The sequence below is a fragment of the Bradyrhizobium sp. Kon58 genome (genome assembly GCF_055807455.1).
Genome location: NZ_JBVVOT010000003.1, coordinates 158,343 through 179,449, shown reverse-complemented (window position 1 = coordinate 179,449; position 21,107 = coordinate 158,343). Strand labels below are relative to the sequence as shown.

Below are 21,107 nucleotides of genomic sequence, written 5' to 3'. Positions count from 1 at the left end.
ATCCCGGCCGCAAGCGGCCGGGAGGTTGTAGTCCGGTATTTTCTTCTTTGGGTATCAGAAGTGATAGTTCACGCCTGCGCGCACAACGCTGGCGCTATAGCCGTTTGACACGCCTGTAATCGCGAACTGACTCGTCGACAGATCGATGTAGAGATATTCGAGCTTGGCGCTCCAGTTCGGCGCGAAACCAACTTCCGCGCCGGCACCGATGGTCCAGCCGGCGCTGGTGTGCGACTCCGTCCAGCCGAACGTCTGCGCGCGCAGCTCGCCGAAGGCGAGGCCCGCCGTGCCGTAGAACAGCACGTTGCTGAGGGCATAGCCCGCGCGGCCGCGCAGGGTGCCGAACCACGGATTGGAGAACTTCCACGGCGCGAAGGTGTCGTCGGCACCGGCGGCCTGGATGTCACCTTCGACACCGAACACCCACGGGCCGGTCTGGAAATTGTAGCCGGCCTGAACGCCGCCGACGAAACCTGACGGCTTTGCGGGATTGTTGTTCACCGAACCCCATTCATAGCCGAGATTGGCACCGAGATACGGGCCGGCCCAGCTATAGGCGTTGAGCGGCTGATTGACCGTGTAGGGCGCACGCTGCCCGTAGTTGAGATCGGCGGCCTCTGCCGAAGCCGTCCAGCCGACTGCAGCCAACGCGGCTGCGCCCACAACGAGCCCCTTCATCACACACTCCAACGCAACTGCCGCCACCGGTGCGATGCCCGCGCCGCCGCGCGAGGCAAAACCGCATGGTTACGGAACCACCACTTTTTCGCGTAAGATTTATCGAGAGTTTTAAGTTAAAGGCCTGTTAAGCCGGGTTACCGCGCTGTTAACAGGCTTAAGCAAGCGTTACCGGGAACTGCGCCGCCATCCTGTGCGTGCCGCACGGCCGGAACTTCAAATCGGCACCCGCAACGCCTAAATTCGCACCATGGTTCACGATTCCACCGACAATCCGGACGACGCACGCGCGCGCAAACCCGTGCGCGGCAACGCGCCCGACGTCCCGCCCCAGCAGACGGAAGCGGCGCCGCCCGACCTCGATCCCGCCACAGCAAACGGGGACGACGAGGACGACGCACGGCTGCCGGACATCCTGGAAGAGAGCGGCACGGTCGGCGAAGAGCCGCTGGCGACCGGCCACGAGGCGATCGAACGCGCGGTCCGCCTCGCCCCCACCTCGCCGGGCGTCTACCGCATGCTCAATGCGAATGCCGACGTGCTCTATGTCGGCAAGGCCAAGAACGTCAAAAAGCGCCTGTCGAACTATGCGCGCCAGAGTGCGCCGCAGCCGGCGCGCATCCTGCGCATGATCGCCGCCACCGTGACCGTGGAAATCATCTCGACCCACACCGAGACCGAAGCGCTGCTGCTGGAGGCCAACCTCATCAAGCAGCTTCGGCCGCGCTTCAACGTGCAGCTGCGCGACGACAAGTCGTTTCCCTATATCCTGATCACGGGCGACCATTGGGCGCCGCAGATCCTGAAGCATCGCGGCGCGCAGACGCGGCCCGGTCGCTATTTCGGCCCGTTCGCCTCTGCCGGCGCCGTCAACCGCACCATCACCGCGCTTCAGCGCGCGTTCCTGATCCGCTCCTGCACGGATTCCTTCTTCGAGAGCCGCTCGCGGCCCTGCCTGCTCTACCAGATCCGCCGTTGCGCCGGCCCCTGCACCCGCGAGATCGACTTCCCCGGCTACACGACCCTGGTGCGCGAGGCGAGCGACTTCCTGTCCGGCAGAAGCCATGCGGTGAAACAGGAGCTTGCCGCCGAGATGGAGAAGGCCTCCGGTGAGCTCGAATTCGAGAGCGCCGCGCTCTACCGCGACCGCCTCGCTGCGTTGTCCGCGATCCAGTCGCAGCAGGGCATCAATCCGCGCACGGTGGAAGAAGCCGACGTGTTCGCCATCCACCAGGAGGGCGGCTTCTCATGTGTCGAGGTGTTCTTCTTCCGCACCGGGCAGAACTGGGGCAACCGCGCCTATTTCCCGCGCGCGGAGAAGACGTATACGCCGGAAGAGGTGCTCGGCTCCTTCCTGGCCCAGTTCTATGACGACAAGCCGCCGCCGAGGAACATCCTGCTCTCGCACGAGATCGAGGAGAGCGAGCTGCTCGCCAACGCGCTGTCGATCAAGGCCGGCCGCAAGGTCGAGGTGTCCACGCCGAAGCGCGGCGAGAAGAAGGAGCTCGTCACCCACGCGCTCACCAACGCGCGCGAGGCCCTGGGCCGCAAGCTCGCGGACACCGCGACGCAGAGCCGTCTGCTGGACGCCATGGCCACGACCCTGAACTTGACTCATGCGCCGAAGCGGATCGAGGTCTACGACAACAGCCACATCCAGGGCACCAACGCAGTCGGCGCCATGATCGTTGCCGGCCCGGACGGTTTTGTGAAAAATCAGTACCGCAAGTTCAACATCAAGTCGGAAGGGATCACGCCGGGCGACGACTTCGCCATGATGCGCGAAGTGCTGGAGCGCCGCTTCAAGCGCCTGATCAACCCGCCCGAAGAGGGCGCGGTCAAAACCAAGGACGACGACTTCCCGCAATGGCCCGATCTCGTGATCATCGACGGCGGCCGCGGCCAGCTCAACGCGGTCCGGGAAATCTTTGCAAACCTCGGCCTGACCCAGGTGGCGCTGATGTCGGTGGCCAAGGGGCCGGACCGGGATGCCGGCCGCGAGACCCTGTTCATGCCGGAGCGCGAGGCGATCAAGCTGGAGCCCCGCGACCCCGTGCTCTATTTCATCCAGCGGCTGCGGGATGAGGCGCACCGCTTCGTCATCGGTTCGCACCGCAAGCTGCGCAAGAAGGACATCCGCGAGGCCGGCTTGCAGGAGATTCCGGGCATCGGTCCGTCACGCAAACGTGCCTTGCTGCACCATTTCGGAACCCTGAAGGAGATCGAACGGGCTTCGATCACCGATCTCGGCAAGGTTCCGGGGGTGAGCGCCGAGAGCGCTCGCAGGATTTTCGAGTATTTCCATCCCCAGCCGGGGTGAATAAAGGGGGCCGCGGTCATATGGTCGTCGCATCCCGCACCCCATTTGGGGAGCGGAACGGTTGACCTTCAGGCTGCAGCGGTATTGGTAGGACGGATGAACATCGCCACGACACGAGGGACCACCAGCCGCGCGATGTCCCTCCCGAACATCCTGACCTACGGCCGGATCGCCGCGATCCCGGTCGTGGTCGGGTGCATCTACGCACAGTCGATCATGGACGGTCCGCTGTGGCTGCGCTGGGTCGCGGTCGCCATTTTCATCGCAGCTGCGGTCACCGACTACCTCGACGGCTATTACGCGCGAATCTGGAATCAGCAATCGGCGTTCGGCCGCATGCTCGATCCGATCGCCGACAAGCTTCTGGTCGCCTCGTGTCTGCTGATGCTGGCCGCCGACGGTATCATTCACGGCTGGTCTCTGTGGGCCGCCATCGTGATCCTGTGCCGCGAGATCCTGGTCTCGGGCCTGCGCGAATATCTTGCCGCGCTGCGCGTCAGCGTGCCCGTGACCAAGCTCGCGAAGTGGAAGACGACGGTTCAGCTCATCGCCATCGGCTTCCTGCTGGCTGGTCCCGCCGGCGATGAGGTGGTGCCCATGGTCTCGATGACCGGGCTGGCGCTGCTCTGGGCATCGGCGATCCTCACCATGTACACCGGCTACGACTATTTCGGCGCCGGCATCCATCACCTCATCAAGGAGGATGAGGGATGAAGGTGAAGTACTTCGCCTGGGTGCGCGAGCGCGTCGGCAAGGCCGAGGAGACGATCGAGCCGCCCGCGACCGTGCGCACGGTGGAAGAGCTGATCGCCTGGCTGTCCGGCCAAAGCGAAGCCTACGCCTACGCGTTCGAGAAGCCGAAGGTGATCCGCGCCGCGATCGACCATGCCCACGTCAAGTCGGACGCCGCGATCGCGGGCGCGCGCGAGATCGCGTTCTTCCCGCCGATGACCGGCGGCTAGGCCATGCCGGTCACCACCTGCCCCGTCACCATCCGTATCCAGCAAGACGATTTCGACATCGCGCGCGAGATCGCGGTGCTGACCGGGAACCGCACCGACATCGGTGCAGTCGTGAGCTTTTCCGGCATCTGCCGCGGCGACGAGGACAGCGCGAAGATCGCCGCGCTCTCGCTCGAGCATTATCCTGGTATGGCCGAGGAAGAGATCAGGCGCCATGCCGACGAGGCCACCTCGCGCTGGCCTCTCAACGGCGTCACGGTGATCCATCGCGTCGGCCGGTTCATGCCCGGCCAGAACATCGTGCTGGTGCTGACCGCCTCGCAGCACCGCCAGGCAGCGTTCCAGGCAGCCGAGTTCCTGATGGATTATCTCAAGACCAACGCGCCGTTCTGGAAGAAGGAAGAGAGCGCCACCGGCACTGGGTGGGTCGAGGCCCAGTCCCGCGACGATGAAGCCGCCGCACGCTGGACCCGATCCTGATGGCAACGACATCCAAAAAGACCGTGCGCGGCCGCGCCGCGCCAAAGCTCGCGAAAGTGGGGCGCGGCGAGCTTCTCACGCTGATCGATTTCGTCCGCTATGCGGTGAGCCGCTTCAATGAGGCCAAGCTCGCCTTTGCCCATGGCACACCCGATCCGGTCGCGGAAGCGGCCTTTTTGGTCTGTGAAGCCCTGCATCTGCATCCCGAGCAGTTCGAGATTTTTGCCAACGCGCGCGTCACGGCCGCCGAGGGCAGGACCATCATCGACCTCATCCATCAGCGCGTCACCACGCGCAAACCGGCCGCTTATCTCGTCAACAAGATCTACATGCGCGGCCTGCCGTTCTATGTCGACGAGCGCGTCATCGTTCCCCGCTCGTTCATCGGCGAGCTCCTGGAGTCGCATTTCGGCGGCGACGGCGAAGCCGGCTCGCTGATCGACGATCCCGGCGCGGTCGAACGCGTGCTCGATCTCTGCACGGGGTCGGGATGCCTCGCGATCCTCGCGGCGCATCATTTTCCGAATGCCACGATCGACGCCGTCGATATCTCCAAGGGCGCGATCGACGTCGCCAGACGGAATGTCGGCGAATACGGGCTCGATGACCGGATCAGCCTGCATCGCGGCGACCTGTTCGCCCCGCTCGGTGACGCCAAATACGACCTGATCATCACCAACCCGCCTTATGTCGACGCCGAAGGCATGGCGGCGCTGCCGCCGGAGTGCCGGGCCGAGCCGAAGCTCGCCTTTGACGGCGGCGCCGACGGTCTCGACGTGGTGCGCCGGATCCTGCGCGACGCGCCCGGCCATTTGACGCCGGATGGCGGGCTGATCTGCGAGATCGGCCGCGGCCGCGAATTGGTCGACGAGGCCTTTCCTGAACTACCGCTGCTCTGGCTCGACACCGAGGACTCCGAGGGCGAAGTGTTCTGGATCGCGGCAGCCGATCTCGGCTGATCGATCACGGCGGGCAGACCTCGTCGGAACAAGTCAAATACCGCCACGTTCATCCCCCGACGAATTTTCTCGCACTCGGAGGATCACCGCATGCTTGCGCCATCGGGCGAATTGCTGCGCGCCGGCGTCGCGCTCAAGCTCAACCATCTCAAGCGCGCCGCCCAGTCCTATGCCCGTGACAGGAGCAATCAGGCCACGGGGCGCATGACGTCTTACGCGACTGCGGCCGGACTGCTCGCCGTTGCGGGCTTGTTCATCGTCGCAGCCTTCTTTGTCGGTCTGATCGCCCTGTACCGCTGGGTTGCAATCCATTACGGGCAATTCTGGGGGTTCGGCGCCGCCGGCGGTGTCCTCCTGGTCCTGGCCGCCGCCTGCGCCGGCGTGGCCATGGCTCAGATGAAGCGCAAGACCAAGCCGATAGTGCCGCTCGCCAGCCGCCTGCGGGTGGCGATCGCCACCCCGCGCATCCCGCGCGGAACGGTGAAGGACGCGGTGAAGGAGGTCGCGACGACAATTCCCCTGGCGCCGCTCGCGCCGGGCGAACGAGGACATGAACGGGGACATGAACCAGGACATGGCGGCAGCACGTGGCCGGCTCGGTCCAACCGGCCCGTGCAACTCGGGCTGATGCTCGCAGCCGTTGGGCTGGTCGGGCTGACGGCCGCGCGCCGGCGGCGTCACGGCCACGGAGCGGAGACCTGAAAATGCCTCTGCGGCGCGCCGAGCAATTCGACAGCTGGCTGTTGGTGGCAGCCACGACCGTGTTCGTGCTCACCGCGGAACGGTATTTCCAGGAGTCTGGCCTGATCCGGCCGGGACCTCCGCAAGACCACCGCAACGGCGAGGCGAATTCGCCGGAAACGAGCCCGACGGGTGCAGCCTCGCAGCCTGGCCGCGGCCGCCGCGCGAAAAGCCCGTTCGCAATCCCGTGGGCAGGCTGGAAGGACATCCTCTGGCGCACCTATCAGCGCATCGACGAGGATCGCCTGCTCGCGACCGCCGGCGGCGTCGTCTTTTTCGGACTGCTCGCGATCTTTCCCGCCATCACGGCTCTGGTTTCATTCTATGGCCTGTTCGCCGATCCCTCGACGATCAGTTCCAACCTGCAATCGCTCGCGATGATGCTGCCCGAGGGCGCGTTCCAGATCGTCGAGGACCAGGTGGCGCGCGTCGTGTCGAACGGCGGCGCGACCCTTGGTTTCACTTTCCTGTTTGGACTCGTGCTCGCGATCTGGAGCGCCAATGCCGGCGTCAAAGCCATCTTCGACGCCCTCAACGTCGCCTATGAGGAGCGTGAAAAGCGCAGCTTCATCCGGCTGAATACGGTCTCGCTCGCCTTCACGGTCGGCGGCATCGTTGCCCTGCTGCTGATGGTGGGCGCCGTCGTCGCCTTCCCGCTCGCGCTCAACCACCTCGGCATGGCGCCCGAAAGCAAGCTGATCGTGGCGCTGGCGCGATGGCCGGTGCTGTTCGTCATTCTCCTTGCGGCGCTCGCCATCCTCTACCGCTTCGCGCCCAGCCGCGACGCCCCGCGCTGGCAATGGCTGAGCCCCGGCGCGGTAACGGCGGCGATCCTCTGGATCGCCGGCTCGGCGCTGCTGTCCTGGTATCTCTCGGAATTCGCCAACTACAACGCGACCTACGGTTCGCTCGGCGCTGCGATCGGCTTGATGATGTGGATGTGGATGTCCGCCATCGTCATCATGTTCGGCGCCGAGCTGAATTCGGAGATCGAGCGGCAGACCCTGCGTGACACGACCACCGGGGCGCCCAAGCCGCTTGGCACCCGCGAGGCCGTCTCGGCCGACACGGTCGGCGCTGCGGCGCCATCCTGACTCCGAGATCGGGCCGCTATCCCCTCGAATCAACAATGATGTTAAGCTCATGCCGCTTGGGGGAGCATGCGGCGTGACGGGTTCGAGACGCCACCCGTGTTTTCCCGGTCAGGCAGTCAGCTCTTGAGGCGTAACGCGCGGCATGATTCGGATTTCGACGATCTTCATCGCCATCTGCATGGTTCTGGTCGCCGCCTCGCTCGGGCTCGTGCTCTACGCGGTCGCCGGCATCAGCGGAACTGAATCTGCGATCGTGGCGCTGACGGCACTGACCTTCCTGATCCTCTACAATGCAGTGTCGATGCGGTTGCGCGACCGCAGCGACGTCGGCGGCCAGATCGCCGATCTTTCGCGCGGCACCGCCGACCTCGCCCGCCAGGTCGCCGAGTTCGGCCGCCGGCTTGCCACGATCGAAGCACGCATCGCCTCCTCCAATTCGGCCAACTCAGACCGGATTCAGTCGGTGGTCGGCGAGATCAACGAGCTCGGCGGATTGGTCAGGCAACTCGCCACCACCGTGTCGGCCCATGAGGATCTGATGGCTGGCAACGCGCCGGTGCCGGCCCCCGCGCCGGTCGCAAGGCAGGAGCCGGAGGCGCCGCTCGACCTGATGGCCCCGTTCGAAGAGGAGCGGCCGGCTGCCCCTCCCCCGGCACCCACGCCGCCGCCGTTGCGGCCGGCAGCACCGGCGATCCAGACCCAGACCGCCAATCCCGTTCAGACCGCCAACGGCCGCAACCAGACCCAATTGCTGGCGACGCTCCGCAACGCGATCGACGAGAACCGCATCGACATCTTTCTCCAGCCGATGGTGTCGCTACCCCAGCGCAAGGTTCGCTTCTACGAGGCGGTGACGCGCCTGCGCGACGAGCGTGACCAGCTGGTCGCGGCCGAGGAGTTCATCAGCATCGCGGAGGCCTCCGGCCTGATCGGGCGCATCGACAACATGGTGATGCTGCGCTGCGTGCAGGTGCTGCGACGCCTGATGGTACGCAACAAGGAGGTCGGCGTGTTCTGCAACGTCGCGGCTTCCACGCTCGGCAATTCCACGACGTTCGCGCAATACCTCGATTTCCTCGAAGCCAACCGGGCGCTGGCGCCGTCGCTGGTGCTGGAATTCAAGCAGTCGACCTTCCGCAATCTCGGTCCGGCCGAGACCGAGAATCTCGCCGCGCTCGCCCAGCGCGGCTTCCGTTTCTCGATCGACCATGTCACCGATTTGCGGATCGAACCGCGCGAGCTCGCCGATCGCGGCGTGCGCTTCATCAAGGTGCCGGCCTCGCTCCTGCTCGACCCCAGGCAGGCTTCGGCCTCGGACATCCACCCTTCCGACCTTTCCGACCTGCTCGGCCGCTTCGGCATCGATCTGATCGCCGAGCGGATTGAGGGCGAGCGCGCCGTGATCGACCTGCTCGACTATGACGTGCGGTTCGGCCAGGGGTTCCTGTTCGCGCCGCCCCGGCCATTGCGGCCGGAGGGGTCATCTGCTACCGCCGCGCCGAACCAGGCACAGGACACTCAGGGATCCAATGGCTCCGGCACACCCAGCTCAGGCGCGACGTCGGCTGCGTCTGCGCCACAGCGCGTCACCGGCAACGCCGCGCTCGCGCGCCGCATCTGATCGGCCGCACGCATCATGACCACGCTGCATTTCGCCGAAAGCCTGCGTGAACTCGTGGCGGGCGTGGACGTCGTGCTCAGCGACATCTGGGGCGTGGTCCATAACGGCCTCGAATCCTTCCCCGAAGCCTGCGAGGCGCTGCACACCTATCGCAGCCGCGGCGGTACGGTCATCCTGATCACCAACGCGCCGCGCCCGGCCGACTCCGTGCAGCGGCAATTGCGCAAGCTCGGCGTCGCCGACGAGACCTATGACGCGATCGTGTCTTCAGGCGACCTGACGCGGCTCTATGTCGCCGACCATCCCGGCCGCAAGATGTTCTGGCTCGGCCCCGAGCGCGACAACTCGATCTATCGCGGCCTCGATGCGGTGACCGCGCCGCTGGAGGAGGCGGATTACATCGTCTGCACCGGCCTCTATGACGACGAGACCGAAACGGCGGAAGACTATCGCGGCATGATGCTGAAGGCGCGCGAGCGCAAGCTGACGCTGGTTTGTGCCAACCCCGACATCGTGGTGGAACGCGGTGACCGACTGATTTATTGCGCCGGCGCGATCGCTGAGCTCTATCGCGAGCTCGGCGGCGAAGTGATCTTCTACGGCAAGCCGCACCGGCCGATTTACGAGCGCGCGATGGCGCTCGCCGGCGAACGCCAGGGCCACCAGATCGACCGCAAAAAGGTGCTCGCGATCGGCGATTCCGTCCGGACCGACCTCACCGGCGCGCGCGAGTTCGGCATCGATTGCCTGTTCGTGACCCGCGGCATCCATGCCGAGGAGTTCGAGGGTCTTGACCAGCTTGATCCGGCTTCAGTGCTGGAATTGTTCGGCCATCCGCCGAAGGCGCTGATGCGCGAACTGAAGTGGTAGCGTGGGTGATGGTGCTTCCCGGTTGATGTGAAGCATCTAATCCGGAACAACGAACCCGACGCAGAAAGCCCGGGACAATCGCCCGGGCCTTCCGAATTCAGTTGATGGCTTCGATCGCGCCTTACGCGCTTGCCATGTCCGGGAAGACCGCCTCGATCTTGGTCTTCAGCGTCGCCGCGTTGAACGGCTTGACGATGTAGTTGTTCACGCCGGCCTTCTTGGCCGCGATCACGTTCTCGGTCTTTGATTCGGCCGTGATCATGATGAAGGGCGTGGTGGCGAGGTTCGGATCCGCGCGCACTTCGCGCAGCAGGTCGTATCCCGTCATCGGCTCCATGTTCCAGTCGGAAATCACGAGCCCGTACTTCTTGCCGCGCATCTTGTTCAGCGCTGCCGAACCGTCGCTTGCATCATCGATATTCTCGAAGCCAAGCTGCTTCAGGAGGTTCCTGATGATACGGATCATGGTGCTGTAGTCGTCAACCACCAGAACCGACATCGACAAATCAACCGCCATCTCGACTCCCCCAACGCAAACCCAGGAAATATTACGATCGGACCTGCCGGGCCGGAGCCCCGCGGTTCCACGCTCCAAGGACTAGCACCAAGGCGTTAAACAGCGCGTTAACTGGGAGCGCCCCCGGTGGACTGAAATCGCCTTCGATGCGGCCGCCCCCTCCCGCTTGACTTCATCCGGCCCGTCGCGCCACGGTCCCGGCCGGTCCCGCCGGTTTGAGAATTCCCCTGATGGCTCCGCATTTTACCGTTATCCGCGACACCACGCCGGACTCCGCCATTGCAAGGGGTGCCGTGGTCGCCATGGGCAATTTCGACGGCGTTCATCTCGGTCATCGCGCCGTGATCGCCGCAGCCCTGGAAATGGGCAGGATCCATGGCCGCCCTGCGCTGGCATTGACCTTCGAGCCGCATCCGCGGCGGTTTTTCAGCCCCAACACCCCGCAATTCCGCCTGACGGACGAGCGTGCCAAGCTGCGGCTTCTGGCCGGCACCGGACTTGACGGCGCCGTGGTCATGACCTTCGACAAGTCCCGCGCCGGGACCAGCGCGCAAGACTTCATTCACCATGACCTGATCGGGCGCCTGGGCATCGGCGGGATCGCCGTCGGTTACGACTTCCATTTCGGCAAGGGTCGGGTCGGCTCGCCGAGCCTCCTGGTCAACGAGGCGCCCCGGCTCGGCATCGAGGTCGACGTGCAGCCGCATGTCGATATCGACGAGCGGCCGGTCTCGTCCAGCGCGATCCGGATCGCGCTCGCCGAAGGCCAACTCGACGAGGCCACGGCCATGCTCGGCGCGCCCTGGTTCATTACCGGCGAGGTCATCCACGGCGAGAAGCGCGGCCGCGACCTCGGTTATCCCACCGCCAACATCCGCTTGGATGCCAATTGCGGCCTCAAGCACGGCATCTATGCAGTGCGGGTCGGCCGCGGCGCGGAGCGGCTGGACGGGGTGGCAAGCTTCGGCCGCCGCCCGACGTTTGATAATGGTGCGCCGCTGCTGGAAATCTTCCTGTTCGACTTCAAGGGCGATCTTTACGGACAGACGCTCGACTGCGCCTTTATCGGCTTCATCCGCGAGGAGCTGAAATTCGACAGCCTGGAGGCCCTGATCCGCCAGATGGACGATGATTCCGCCCGCGCCCGCGCGATGCTCGCCGCCGCCCCGGACGCGTTTCCGAGGCTTGGCGGGATTGATTGAGGCCGGAAACCGGCCCGCCGAACCTTTTGCGCTTCCCCCGCCCCCCTGCTATGGAGAGGCCATGTTTGCGCGGCGCATCATAGGGATTAGCGGCCCGGCTTCCGCCTGAGCCTTCGGCTCGGCGCAAGACCGGGATGTTGTCGTTTCACCCGCGATTCCGCATCGCCATCCGTTCCCGCGCCTTTCCGAGCCAGTCAGCCTCATGTCCGACAAGCCACAAAAGTCCCAAAAATCCGAAGCCAAAGACTATTCGAAAACCCTGTTCCTGCCGCAGACCGAATTCCCGATGCGCGCCGGCCTGCCGCAGCGCGAGCCGGAGCTGCTGAAATACTGGAACGACATCGGCCTCTACGACAGACTGCGCCAGGAAGCCCAGGGCCGCGCCAAATTCGTGCTGCATGACGGCCCGCCCTACGCCAACGGCAACATCCATATCGGGCACGCGCTGAACAAGATCCTCAAGGACGTCGTGACCAAGAGCCAGCAGATGCTCGGCTTCGACTCCAACTATGTGCCTGGCTGGGACTGCCACGGCCTGCCGATCGAATGGAAGATCGAGGAAGAGAACTACCGCTCCAAGGGCAAGCAGAAGCCCGACTTCCGCGACTCCGCCGCGATGGTGGCGTTCCGGAAAGAGTGCCGCGCCTATGCGACACACTGGATCAACGTGCAGCGCGAGGAATTCAAGCGCCTCGGCATCATCGGCGACTGGGATCATCCCTATCAGACGATGAGCTATCCCGCCGAAGCGCAGATCGCCCGCGAGCTGATGAAGTTCGCCGCCAACGGCACGCTGTATCGCGGCTCCAAGCCGGTGATGTGGAGCGTGGTCGAGAAGACCGCGCTCGCCGAGGCCGAGGTCGAGTACGAGGACTACACCTCCGACATGGTCTGGGTAAAATTCCCGGTCACCTCGCCCGCGCATGGGGCGCTTGCTTCCGCCAGCGTCGTGATCTGGACCACCACACCCTGGACACTGCCCGGCAACCGCGCCATCTCGTTCTCACCGAAGATCGCCTACGGCCTCTACAAGGTCACGGATGCGGCCGCGGACAATTGGGCGAAGACCGGCGATCTCCTGATCCTGGCCGATGCGCTTGCAGCAGAGGTGTTCAAGCAGGCGCGCGTCACCGCCTATGAGAAGCTGCGCGACATTCCCGGCGATACGCTGGACGCCGTGGAGTGCGCCCATCCCTTGCGTGGCCTCGATGGCGGTTACGAGTTCATCGTGCCGCTGCTCGCAGGCGAGCATGTCACCGACGATACCGGCACCGGCTTCGTGCACACCGCGCCGAGCCACGGCCGCGAGGATTTCGACGTCTGGATGGCCAACACCCGCGAGCTCGATGAGCGCGGCATCTCGACCGCGATCCCCTACACTGTCGACGAGAACGGCGCCTATACCGCGCAGGCCCCCGGCTTCACCGGCAAGCGCGTGCTCAACGACAAGGGCGAGAAGGGCGATGCCAATGAGGCCGTGATCAAGGCGTTGGTCGAGGCCGGCAAGCTGCTCGCGCGGGGCCGCCTCAAGCACCAATATCCGCATTCCTGGCGCTCAAAGAAGCCGGTGATCTTCCGCAATACGCCGCAATGGTTCATCGCGATGGACAAGGACGTCAGCGAGAATGGCCACGCCAAGAAGGGCGATACGCTGCGGGCCCGCGCGCTGCATGCGATCTCGGTCACGCAATGGGTGCCGCCGTCGGGTGAGAACCGCATCAACGGCATGATCGCCAACCGCCCCGACTGGGTGATCTCGCGCCAGCGCGCCTGGGGCGTTCCGATCGCCGTGTTCGTGCGCGAGAAGAGCGACGGCTCGGCCGAGATCCTGCAGGACGAGATCGTCAACCAGCGCATCGCCGAGGCCTTCATGGAGGAAGGCGCCGACGCCTGGTACATGGACGGCGCCCGCGAGCGCTTCCTTGGATCGCGCGCGAAGGAAGACTGGAAGAAGATCGACGACATTTGCGACGTCTGGTTCGATTCCGGCTCCACGCACGCCTTCGTGCTCGAGGATCGCCAGAACTTCCCGCAGCTCGGCAATATCGTCCGCAAGGTCGACGGCGGCGACGACACCGTGATGTACCTGGAAGGCAGCGACCAGCATCGCGGCTGGTTTCACTCGTCGCTGCTGGAGAGCGCCGGCTCGCGCGGCCGCGCGCCCTACGACATCGTGCTCACCCACGGCTTCACGCTCGACGAGAACGGCCGCAAGATGTCGAAGTCGATCGGCAACACCGTGGAGCCTCAGAAGGTGATCAAAGATTCGGGCGCGGATATCCTGCGCCTGTGGGTCTGCGCCACCGACTATGCCGACGACCAGCGCATCGGCCCGGAGATCCTGAAGAACACCATCGAGACCTATCGCAAGCTGCGCAACACCGTACGCTGGATGCTGGGAACGCTGGATCACTACAAGCCGGCCGACGCAGTCGCGCCCGCCGAGATGCCTGAGCTCGAACGGCTGATGCTGCACGAGCTCGCGGTCCGCGCCGCCGTCGTCCGCAAGGCCTATCAGGAGTTCGACTACAAGACCGTGGTCGCGACCTTGTCCGCCTTCCTGAACAGTGAGCTCTCCGCGTTCTATTTCGACATCCGCAAGGACACGCTGTATTGCGATCCGCCGTCCTCGCCGACGCGCAAGGCGGCGCTGACCACGATCGACCTGTTGTGCAGCTCGATCCTGAAATGGCTGGCGCCTATCCTCAGCTTCACCGCGGAGGAGGCCTGGCGCATGTACAGGCCCGACGCCGAGCCCTCGGTGCACCTGACGCAGTTTCCCGACGACCTCGAAAGCCTGCGCGACGACAAGCTCGCCGCGAAGTGGGAAGCGATCCGCAACGTCCGCCGCGTCGTCACCGGTGCGCTGGAGCTCGAACGCGCCGCCAAGAACATCGGCTCGTCGCTGGAGGCATCACCGGTCATCTATGTCGCCGACCGCGACATGCTTGCGACGCTGTTCGACGCCGACCTCGCCGAGATCTGCATCACCTCGAACTACGAGGTGCGCGAGGGCGAGGCACCGGCTTCCGCATTCCGTCTCGATGCCGTTCCAGGTGTTGCAGTCGTGGTGGAAAAGGCGGTCGGTACCAAATGCGCCCGTTCCTGGAAGATTTCGCCGGCGGTGGGTGAAGACCCCGAATACCCCGACGTCACGCCGCGCGACGCCAAGGCGCTGCGCGAATGGAAGGCGCTGGGGGTCAGCGTTTAACTCTGCGTCGTCCCGGCGAAGGCCGGGACCCATAACCACGACCGCCGATTGCAGCGAAGGCTGATGACCACGAGTCCCTCAAACAACGACCGCCTCGGCGTATGGGTCCTGGCTTTCGCCAGGACGACGACGGAGCGTGTTGTGGCCGACCGCCCATGACCCCGCTCCGCGCCGGCATCCTCGCGGCCCTGCTCACGCTCGTGGCCGACCAAGCCTCAAAGCTCTGGCTGCTGAACGTGTTCGACCTCGCCCGTCGCGGCGCGGTCGAGGTGACCCCGTTCTTCGACCTGGTGCTGGCCTGGAACATCGGCATCAGCTTCGGCTGGCTCCAGAACGACGGCCAGGCGGCGCAAATGGCGCTGATGGCGGTCAAGGTCCTCGCCGTGGTTGCGCTGGCGATCTGGATGGCCCGCTCCCACACCCTGCTGGCAACCATCGCGCTCGGCCTGATCATTGGCGGCGCCGTCGGCAACGGCATCGACCGCCTGGCTTATGGCGCGGTGGTCGATTTCGCCCTGTTTCACATCAATATCGGCGGAAATACCTATAATTGGTACGTGTTCAATCTCGCGGACGTGGCCATCGTTGCTGGCGTGGCGGCGCTATTGTATGATTCCTTCCTGGGGGTACCCGCCGCAAAAGCGCCCTGATCCCGGCCGATACGGACCGGCAGGCGGAACCTTGCTTTTGCGAGGGATTATGCCGCGCGAGAGCGGCAAACTGCCACAATTTGGAACAGGTACAGTGATGCGCAGCTCGAAGACCAGCGGTTCGATGGTTGAAGACCCCCGGCAGGGGTTCTGGCGGGCGTTGAAATTGTCCGCTGTCGCGCTCGGCATCGGTCTCGTCATGTCGGCTGGCGCCGCCCGCGCCGGTGACGACGGTGAGGACGATGACGACATGACCTTCGAAGAGAAGCTCATCGACAATCTGATGTCCGGCATCGGCGCCAAGAGCATGGAGAAGAAGGGTATCGAGTACCGCGAGCGGTCGCCGCTGGTGGTGCCGCCCAAGCTTGACCTGCCGCCACCCGCCGGCGTTGAAGCCAAGAACGCACCAAACTGGCCGAAGGACCCTGACGAGAGACGCCGCAAGGAGGCGATCGCGCAGCGGAAGAAGGCCGTCAAGGCCACGGAAAGCTGGCAGGCCGGCCGGGCGTTGTCGCCCGCCGAGATGGAGGTCGGCAGGACAGCCGCACCCGAGCGCACGAGCAATGATCCTATTCAGCCGGGCACCAATGGCAATCCGTCGCTCAGCCCGGCCCAGCTCGGTTTCACCGGCGGCCTGTGGGGCATGATGTCGAACAACAAAGGCGAGGCGGCCAAGCAATTCACGACCGAGCCGCCGCGGCAGTCGCTGGTCGAGCCGCCGCCGGGCTACCAGACGCCGTCGCCGAGCTACGCCTATGGCGCCGGAGAGGACAAGACGAGGCGGACCTATTTCGACATCATGTCCGGCAAGGACAAGGAACAATAGCGCTCCTGTCCCTTTGCGACATCCCGACAGACGCGGTCCTGCGCCGGCGACTCGTGCACGCTGGACGCGGTCTTTGATTGCTGATCAGTAACTTGCGCCCGAGTCGAGTTCTCTGCTTCGTGACGCGAAGCGTTTGCCGCACGGTGTACCATGCCGTGCCTCCGAGCCGGACATCCGGGCTCGGCCTTTCATAAGGATCATGATGTCCTCTTACCGATCGGCTGCCCGCCTCCTTGCCGCGCTGCTTTCGACGAGTGTCCTGACGGCCGGCGCGTCCCTTGCTCAGACCACGGTGACATCGGCTCCGCCCGCCAGCCTCACGCTTGGCAATGGCATGCAGGTCGTGGTGATTCCCGATCATCGCACCCCCGTCGTCACGGAAATGATCTGGTACAAGGTCGGCTCGGCGGACGAGACGCCGGGCAAGTCCGGGCTCGCGCACTTCCTCGAGCACCTGATGTTCAAGGGCACATCGAAGCATCCGGTCGGCGAATTCTCCCAGACCGTGCTCCGCGTCGGCGGCAACGAGAACGCCTCGACCTCGGTCGACTACACCAACTACTACCAGCGCGTGCCGCGGGAACAGTTGCCGACCATGATGGAGTTCGAGGCCGACCGCATGACCGGCCTGATCCTCAAGGACGAGAACGTGTTGCCCGAGCGCGACGTCGTGCTCGAAGAATACAACATGCGCGTTGCCAACAATCCGGACGCGCGGCTGAACGAGCAGATCATGGCCGCGCTCTATCTCAACCATCCCTACGGCCGGCCGGTGATCGGCTGGCACCAGGAGATCGAGAAGCTCGACCGCGAGGATGCGCTCGCCTTCTACCGCCGCTTCTATGCGCCGAACAACGCGATCCTGGTGATCGCCGGCGACGTCGAGCCCGCCGACATCCGCCCGCTGGTCGAGCGCAATTTCGGCTCCATCCCGGCCCAACCCGCCATCCCGGCGCGCCGCGTCCGCCCGCAGGAGCCGGAGCCCGCGGCGCCGCGCACCGTGACCCTGGCCGATCCGCGCGTCGAGCAACCCGGCTTGCGACGCTATTACCTGGTGCCCTCGGCGACCACGGCTGCGGCCGGCGAAAGCGCGGCCCTCGACGTGCTGGCGCAGCTGATGGGCAGCGGCAGCAATTCCTATCTCTACCGTGCGCTCGTGGTCGACAAGCCGCTCGCGGTCTCCGCCAGCGCCAGCTATTCGAGCATCTCGCTCGACCCGACCCAGTTCGCGATCTCGGCTTCGCCCAAATCCGGGGTCAGCTTCGCCGAGGTCGAGCAGGTGGTCGACGGCGTCATTGCCGACGTCGCGCAGAATCCGATCCGCGCCGAGGATCTCGAGCGGGTCAAGACCCAGCTCATCGCCGAGGCGATCTACGCCCAGGACAACCAGGCGGTACTGGCGCGCTGGTATGGCGGCGCATTGACCACGGGCCTGTCGATCGAGGACATCCGGAGCTGGCCCGACCGCATCCGCGCCGTCACCGCCGAGCAGGTCCGCACCGTCGCGCAGAAATGGCTCGAGAAGAAGCGCTCGGTGACGGGCTATCTGATCAAGGACACCGGCGCCGCCAAGCGCGAGGAGAAGCGTTCGTGACCTATCCCTTCCTTCGACGCGTTGCGTTCTCCTTTGCCACCGGCGCGGCACTCGCGCTCGCTACCGTCTCGCCGTCGCAGGCGGCGGCAAAGATCCAGCATTTGACCTCGCCGGGCGGCATCGAGGCCTGGTTCGTGCAGGATGCGACCGTGCCGCTGATCGCCATGGAATATTCCTTTGCCGGCGGATCGGCCCAGGATCCCAAGGACAAGTCGGGCGTCGCCAATCTGGTCGGCGATCTCCTCGACGAAGGCTCTGGCGATCTCGATTCCAAGACCTTCCATGAGCGGCTCGACCGCCGCGCCATCGAGCTCTCCTTCTCCGCCACCCGCGACACGTTCCGCGGCAGCCTGCGCATGCTGCGCGACAACAAGGACGAGGCCTTCGACCTGCTGCGGAGCGCGCTGACCTCGCCGCATTTCGAAACGGCCGATGTCGAGCGCATCCGCTCGCAGGTGATCTCGGGCCTGCGCCGCGAGACCACCAACCCGACCTCGCTGGCGAGCCGCAAATTCCTGGAGGTCGCCTTCGGCGATCATCCTTATAGCCGTCAGTCCAACGGCAACCTCGACAGCGTTCCGACCATCACGGTTGCCGACATGAAGGATTATGTCGGCCGCGTGCTCGCCAAGGACACGCTGAAGATCGCAGTGGTTGGCGATGTCGATCCGGCCACGCTCGGCAAGCTGCTCGACCACACTTTTGGTGGCCTGCCCGCCAAGGCCAACCTCGTGCCGGTCCCCGACGTCGAGGCCGCCAAGCCGCCGCAACGCGCCTTCGTGACGCTCGACGTGCCCCAGACCGTGATCACCTTCGGCGGCCCCGGGGTGAAGCGCAGCGATCCGAACTTCATGGCGGCCTATGTCGTCAACCACATCCTCGGCGGCGGCGGGCTGTCCTCGCGGCTCTATCGCGAGGTGCGCGAGAAGCGCGGGCTGGCCTATTCGGTGTTCGAATCGCTGCTCTGGATGGAGCATTCGGCGGTCTTCATCGGCAATACCGGTACCCGCGCCGACCGTGCCGGCGATACCATCGACGCCATCGACAAGGAAGTGCGCCGGATCGCCGAGGAAGGCCCGACGCAGAAGGAGCTCGACGAGGCCAAGTCCTACCTCAAGGGCTCGCAGATGCTGGCGCTCGACACCTCCTCGAAGCTTGCGCAGGCGCTGCTGCAATATCAGCAGGACAAGCTGCCGATCGACTATATCGAGAAGCGCAACGCCGTCGTCGATGCGGTCACCATGGACGACGCCAAGGCGGCGGCAAAGCGCCTCTGGGGCCAAGGCCTCCTGACCGTCGTCGTCGGCCGCGCTCCGCAGGCCGCGGCGCAACCGGCAGCCGCACCGGCGACGAAGTCGAACTGACGTCTTCCGTAGGCTTCGTGAATGGCCGGGCTCGCCCGGCCATTTGCATTTCGGGGCGCCATTGCCGAACTTGGGCGTCCGGGATATGTCCGGGCATCACGAATGGTGCCACCATGCTGCGGATATCCCGCGATCTCGTCATCGACGAGGACGACATCGAGATCGGCTTTGTCCGCGCCTCCGGCCCGGGCGGGCAGAACGTCAACAAGGTCGCGACCTCGGCGCAATTGCGCTTCGACACCCGGAAGCTGACGCTTCCGGAGGATGCCGCGCTGCGCCTCGCCCGGCTCGCAGGGCAGCGCATGACCAAGGACGGCGTCATCGTGATCCAGGCCCAACGCTTCCGCACCCAGGAGCGCAACCGCCAGGACGCCATCGACCGCCTCACGGAGATGCTCGGCGAAGCCATGATCCGGCCGAAGCCGCGGCGCGCGACAAAGCCGACCTTTGGCTCCAAGCAGCGCCGGCTCGAGGGCAAGAAGCGCCGCAGCGACATCAAGTCGAAGCGTGGGCGCGATTTCGACGACTAGCAGACACAACGAAAGAACTCCGGCCGCAGGGCGACCGGAGTTCTGCCGTCTCACTCCATTGGCTAGTAGCGCTTGCCCGTGGCTGCACCGCCTGTCGCGGACTCGTCGGCGGTCCCTTTGTGTGCAGCACTGCCCGTGGTGCCAACCGTGCCCCGGGTGCCCTTCGTCGGCTTCATGCCCGCCGTCTCGCCCGCCGCGCCCGGCTGGGCGCTCATCTCCTCGTCGCCGCTGCCCATTGTGCTGCCTTGCATGGGTTTGCTTTGCACGGTGCCGCTAGGCCTCGCGCCAGACGACGTACCTTGCGCGAGAACCGGTGTCACAATGAGAGCCGAGACGGCGCATGCGATTGCGGAGGTCTTCACCAACTTCATCCATTTCTCCTGGATTTTCGCGATGATCGGTTCGGCGGCTTGATGCGCCGTCCGCCTGAGCCGAACCAGTCCATCGCGTTACGAGCTCGAACGGCGCGACCGCGATGCAACCCGTCTCGTGTGGTGATCGTTTAGGGATTTGACGGCGGTTTCGCGGAATTTTCCTCCGCATATACGGCAGCGCGGAACAACGCACTCGCGCGCATCTCCGCACGCAGCGAAACAGCCCGCTACTACCACCGCATGTTTTGCCACGCCTAGAATTTGCGCACGCTGAATTGACGTGGATGGGCGGGCTTTTGACGATGCGCGCGATCGTGCTGGGATTGTGCACCGCGATGGTGCTGGTGCAGGTGGCCGAGGCGCAGATGCCCTTGCCGGCTGCGAAGCCGCCGGATGGCGCAACACTGTTCAAGCAGCAATGCGCGGTGTGCCACACCACGAACCTGTCAGAACCGGTGCGGCAGGGCCCGCCGCTGGTCAGGATCGTCGGGCGGCCCGCCGGCAAGGTCGAAGGCTTTCACTATTCAGAGCCCCTCGCAAAAGCTGCTTTCGCCTGGGACGAGACGACGCTCGACGCCTGGCTGACCAATCCGCAAGCGGTGATTCCCGGCGTCGTCATGGTCTACCGGCAGGCGAAGCCGGAGACGCGCGCCGCCATCATCGCCTTTCTTAAGGAGCAGAACTGAATGGCAAAGCCGGTCCATTCCATGATCCGCGCACTCGACGAGGTGCGCTCGCTCGACTTTTACAGACGGGCCTTTGGCCTGGAAATCACCGACCGTTTGAAGTTCGCAGACTTTGCCCTGATCTATCTGCGTCATCCCTCCTCGCCCTTCGAGTTGGAGCTGACGGTCAATTTCGATCGCAAGGAGCCGTATGCGCTCGGCGACGGTTACGGACATCTCGCCGTGGTGGTGGAGGATCTCGATGCCGAACACGCCCGTTTCGAGCGCGAGAAGCTCGCACCGGGCCCGCTGCGCGACTTCAAGCACGACGGCAAAACGCTAGCGCGCTTCTTCTTCGTGAGTGATCCCGACGGCTACAAGATCGAGGTGATCCAGCGCGGCGGACGTTTCAACTGATCGACCACAAAATTCAAATCACGAAAATCGAA

Annotated in this window: 21 protein-coding genes; 18 read left to right on the top strand and 3 right to left on the bottom strand. The window is 65.0% G+C overall.

Going from position 1 to position 21,107, the window contains the following annotated elements:
• Positions 1 to 54 precede the first annotated feature (54 nt).
• Positions 55 to 678 carry an outer membrane protein gene (locus AC0L20_RS07220; protein WP_473287989.1) on the bottom strand — a complete coding sequence of 208 codons (624 nt, stop codon included), beginning with the start codon at positions 676 to 678 and terminating at the stop codon, positions 55 to 57.
• A 250-nt stretch (positions 679 to 928) separates the two neighbouring features.
• Here AC0L20_RS07220 and uvrC point away from each other — a divergent pair, with 250 nt between their 5' ends.
• From uvrC to AC0L20_RS07175, 9 genes are all read left to right on the top strand, one after another.
• Positions 929 to 2,998, top strand: a complete 2,070-nt coding sequence (gene uvrC, locus AC0L20_RS07215; protein ID WP_473287988.1) for an excinuclease ABC subunit UvrC — start codon at positions 929 to 931, stop codon at positions 2,996 to 2,998.
• A gap of 96 nt (positions 2,999 to 3,094) precedes the next feature.
• Positions 3,095 to 3,712, top strand: a complete 618-nt coding sequence (pgsA, locus tag AC0L20_RS07210) for a CDP-diacylglycerol--glycerol-3-phosphate 3-phosphatidyltransferase (RefSeq protein ID WP_027565390.1) — start codon at positions 3,095 to 3,097, stop codon at positions 3,710 to 3,712.
• Positions 3,709 to 3,960: a molybdopterin converting factor subunit 1 gene (moaD, locus tag AC0L20_RS07205; RefSeq protein WP_007596861.1), complete on the top strand. Its 252-nt coding sequence runs from the start codon at positions 3,709 to 3,711 to the stop codon at positions 3,958 to 3,960. The genes pgsA and moaD overlap by 4 nt, the downstream gene beginning before the upstream one ends.
• 3 nt (positions 3,961 to 3,963) lie before the next feature.
• The gene (locus tag AC0L20_RS07200; RefSeq protein WP_473287987.1) at positions 3,964 to 4,440 is read left to right on the top strand and encodes a molybdenum cofactor biosynthesis protein MoaE; all 477 of its coding nucleotides are present in this window, start codon (positions 3,964 to 3,966) and stop codon (positions 4,438 to 4,440) included.
• Entirely contained in the window at positions 4,440 to 5,399 is a 960-nt protein-coding gene (prmB, locus tag AC0L20_RS07195) for a 50S ribosomal protein L3 N(5)-glutamine methyltransferase (RefSeq protein WP_473287986.1), read from the top strand. The genes AC0L20_RS07200 and prmB overlap by 1 nt, the downstream gene beginning before the upstream one ends.
• Positions 5,400 to 5,489: 90 nt before the next feature.
• Positions 5,490 to 6,101 (top strand): phage holin family protein, encoded by a 612-nt coding sequence (locus tag AC0L20_RS07190; RefSeq protein WP_473287985.1) that lies wholly within the window; start codon positions 5,490 to 5,492, stop codon positions 6,099 to 6,101.
• 2 nt (positions 6,102 to 6,103) lie between these two features.
• On the top strand, positions 6,104 to 7,234 hold the full coding sequence (locus tag AC0L20_RS07185; protein ID WP_473287984.1) for a YihY/virulence factor BrkB family protein: 1,131 nt from the start codon (positions 6,104 to 6,106) through the stop codon (positions 7,232 to 7,234).
• Between the two features lie 142 nt (positions 7,235 to 7,376).
• Complete coding sequence (locus AC0L20_RS07180; protein ID WP_473287983.1) at positions 7,377 to 8,855, top strand: EAL domain-containing protein; 1,479 nt, start codon at positions 7,377 to 7,379, stop codon at positions 8,853 to 8,855.
• A 15-nt stretch (positions 8,856 to 8,870) separates the two neighbouring features.
• Entirely contained in the window at positions 8,871 to 9,725 is an 855-nt protein-coding gene (locus tag AC0L20_RS07175) for a TIGR01459 family HAD-type hydrolase (RefSeq protein ID WP_018453486.1), read from the top strand.
• 121 nt (positions 9,726 to 9,846) lie between these two features.
• On the opposite strand, the gene AC0L20_RS07170 is transcribed toward AC0L20_RS07175, so the two are convergent.
• Positions 9,847 to 10,242 (bottom strand): response regulator, encoded by a 396-nt coding sequence (locus AC0L20_RS07170; RefSeq protein ID WP_007596883.1) that lies wholly within the window; start codon positions 10,240 to 10,242, stop codon positions 9,847 to 9,849.
• A gap of 230 nt (positions 10,243 to 10,472) precedes the next feature.
• Here AC0L20_RS07170 and AC0L20_RS07165 point away from each other — a divergent pair, with 230 nt between their 5' ends.
• The 7 genes from AC0L20_RS07165 (at position 10,473) to arfB (ending at position 19,619) form a co-directional block, all read left to right on the top strand.
• Positions 10,473 to 11,444, top strand: a complete 972-nt coding sequence (locus tag AC0L20_RS07165; RefSeq protein WP_473287982.1) for a bifunctional riboflavin kinase/FAD synthetase — start codon at positions 10,473 to 10,475, stop codon at positions 11,442 to 11,444.
• 202 nt (positions 11,445 to 11,646) lie between these two features.
• The gene (ileS, locus tag AC0L20_RS07160; protein WP_473287981.1) at positions 11,647 to 14,655 is read left to right on the top strand and encodes an isoleucine--tRNA ligase; all 3,009 of its coding nucleotides are present in this window, start codon (positions 11,647 to 11,649) and stop codon (positions 14,653 to 14,655) included.
• A gap of 155 nt (positions 14,656 to 14,810) precedes the next feature.
• Positions 14,811 to 15,305 carry a signal peptidase II gene (gene lspA, locus AC0L20_RS07155; RefSeq protein WP_473287980.1) on the top strand — a complete coding sequence of 165 codons (495 nt, stop codon included), beginning with the start codon at positions 14,811 to 14,813 and terminating at the stop codon, positions 15,303 to 15,305.
• 97 nt (positions 15,306 to 15,402) lie between these two features.
• Positions 15,403 to 16,131, top strand: coding sequence for a hypothetical protein (locus AC0L20_RS07150; RefSeq protein ID WP_456767733.1), 729 nt, complete (start codon positions 15,403 to 15,405; stop codon positions 16,129 to 16,131).
• Between the two features lie 199 nt (positions 16,132 to 16,330).
• Positions 16,331 to 17,725 carry a M16 family metallopeptidase gene (locus tag AC0L20_RS07145; RefSeq protein ID WP_473287979.1) on the top strand — a complete coding sequence of 465 codons (1,395 nt, stop codon included), beginning with the start codon at positions 16,331 to 16,333 and terminating at the stop codon, positions 17,723 to 17,725.
• Positions 17,722 to 19,089: a M16 family metallopeptidase gene (locus AC0L20_RS07140; protein ID WP_473287978.1), complete on the top strand. Its 1,368-nt coding sequence runs from the start codon at positions 17,722 to 17,724 to the stop codon at positions 19,087 to 19,089. Before AC0L20_RS07145 ends, AC0L20_RS07140 begins: the two co-directional genes overlap by 4 nt.
• A 113-nt stretch (positions 19,090 to 19,202) precedes the next feature.
• Positions 19,203 to 19,619 (top strand): alternative ribosome rescue aminoacyl-tRNA hydrolase ArfB, encoded by a 417-nt coding sequence (gene arfB, locus AC0L20_RS07135; RefSeq protein ID WP_456767730.1) that lies wholly within the window; start codon positions 19,203 to 19,205, stop codon positions 19,617 to 19,619.
• Positions 19,620 to 19,681: 62 nt separating this feature from the next.
• Here the strand turns inward: arfB and AC0L20_RS07130 are convergent, their stop codons facing one another.
• Positions 19,682 to 19,990, bottom strand: a complete 309-nt coding sequence (locus AC0L20_RS07130; protein ID WP_473287977.1) for a hypothetical protein — start codon at positions 19,988 to 19,990, stop codon at positions 19,682 to 19,684.
• A gap of 305 nt (positions 19,991 to 20,295) precedes the next feature.
• Between AC0L20_RS07130 and AC0L20_RS07125 the strand changes: the two genes are divergently transcribed.
• Entirely contained in the window at positions 20,296 to 20,679 is a 384-nt protein-coding gene (locus tag AC0L20_RS07125) for a c-type cytochrome (protein ID WP_473288200.1), read from the top strand.
• Positions 20,680 to 21,075, top strand: coding sequence for a VOC family protein (locus AC0L20_RS07120; protein WP_473287976.1), 396 nt, complete (start codon positions 20,680 to 20,682; stop codon positions 21,073 to 21,075).
• Positions 21,076 to 21,107: the final 32 nt, after the last annotated feature.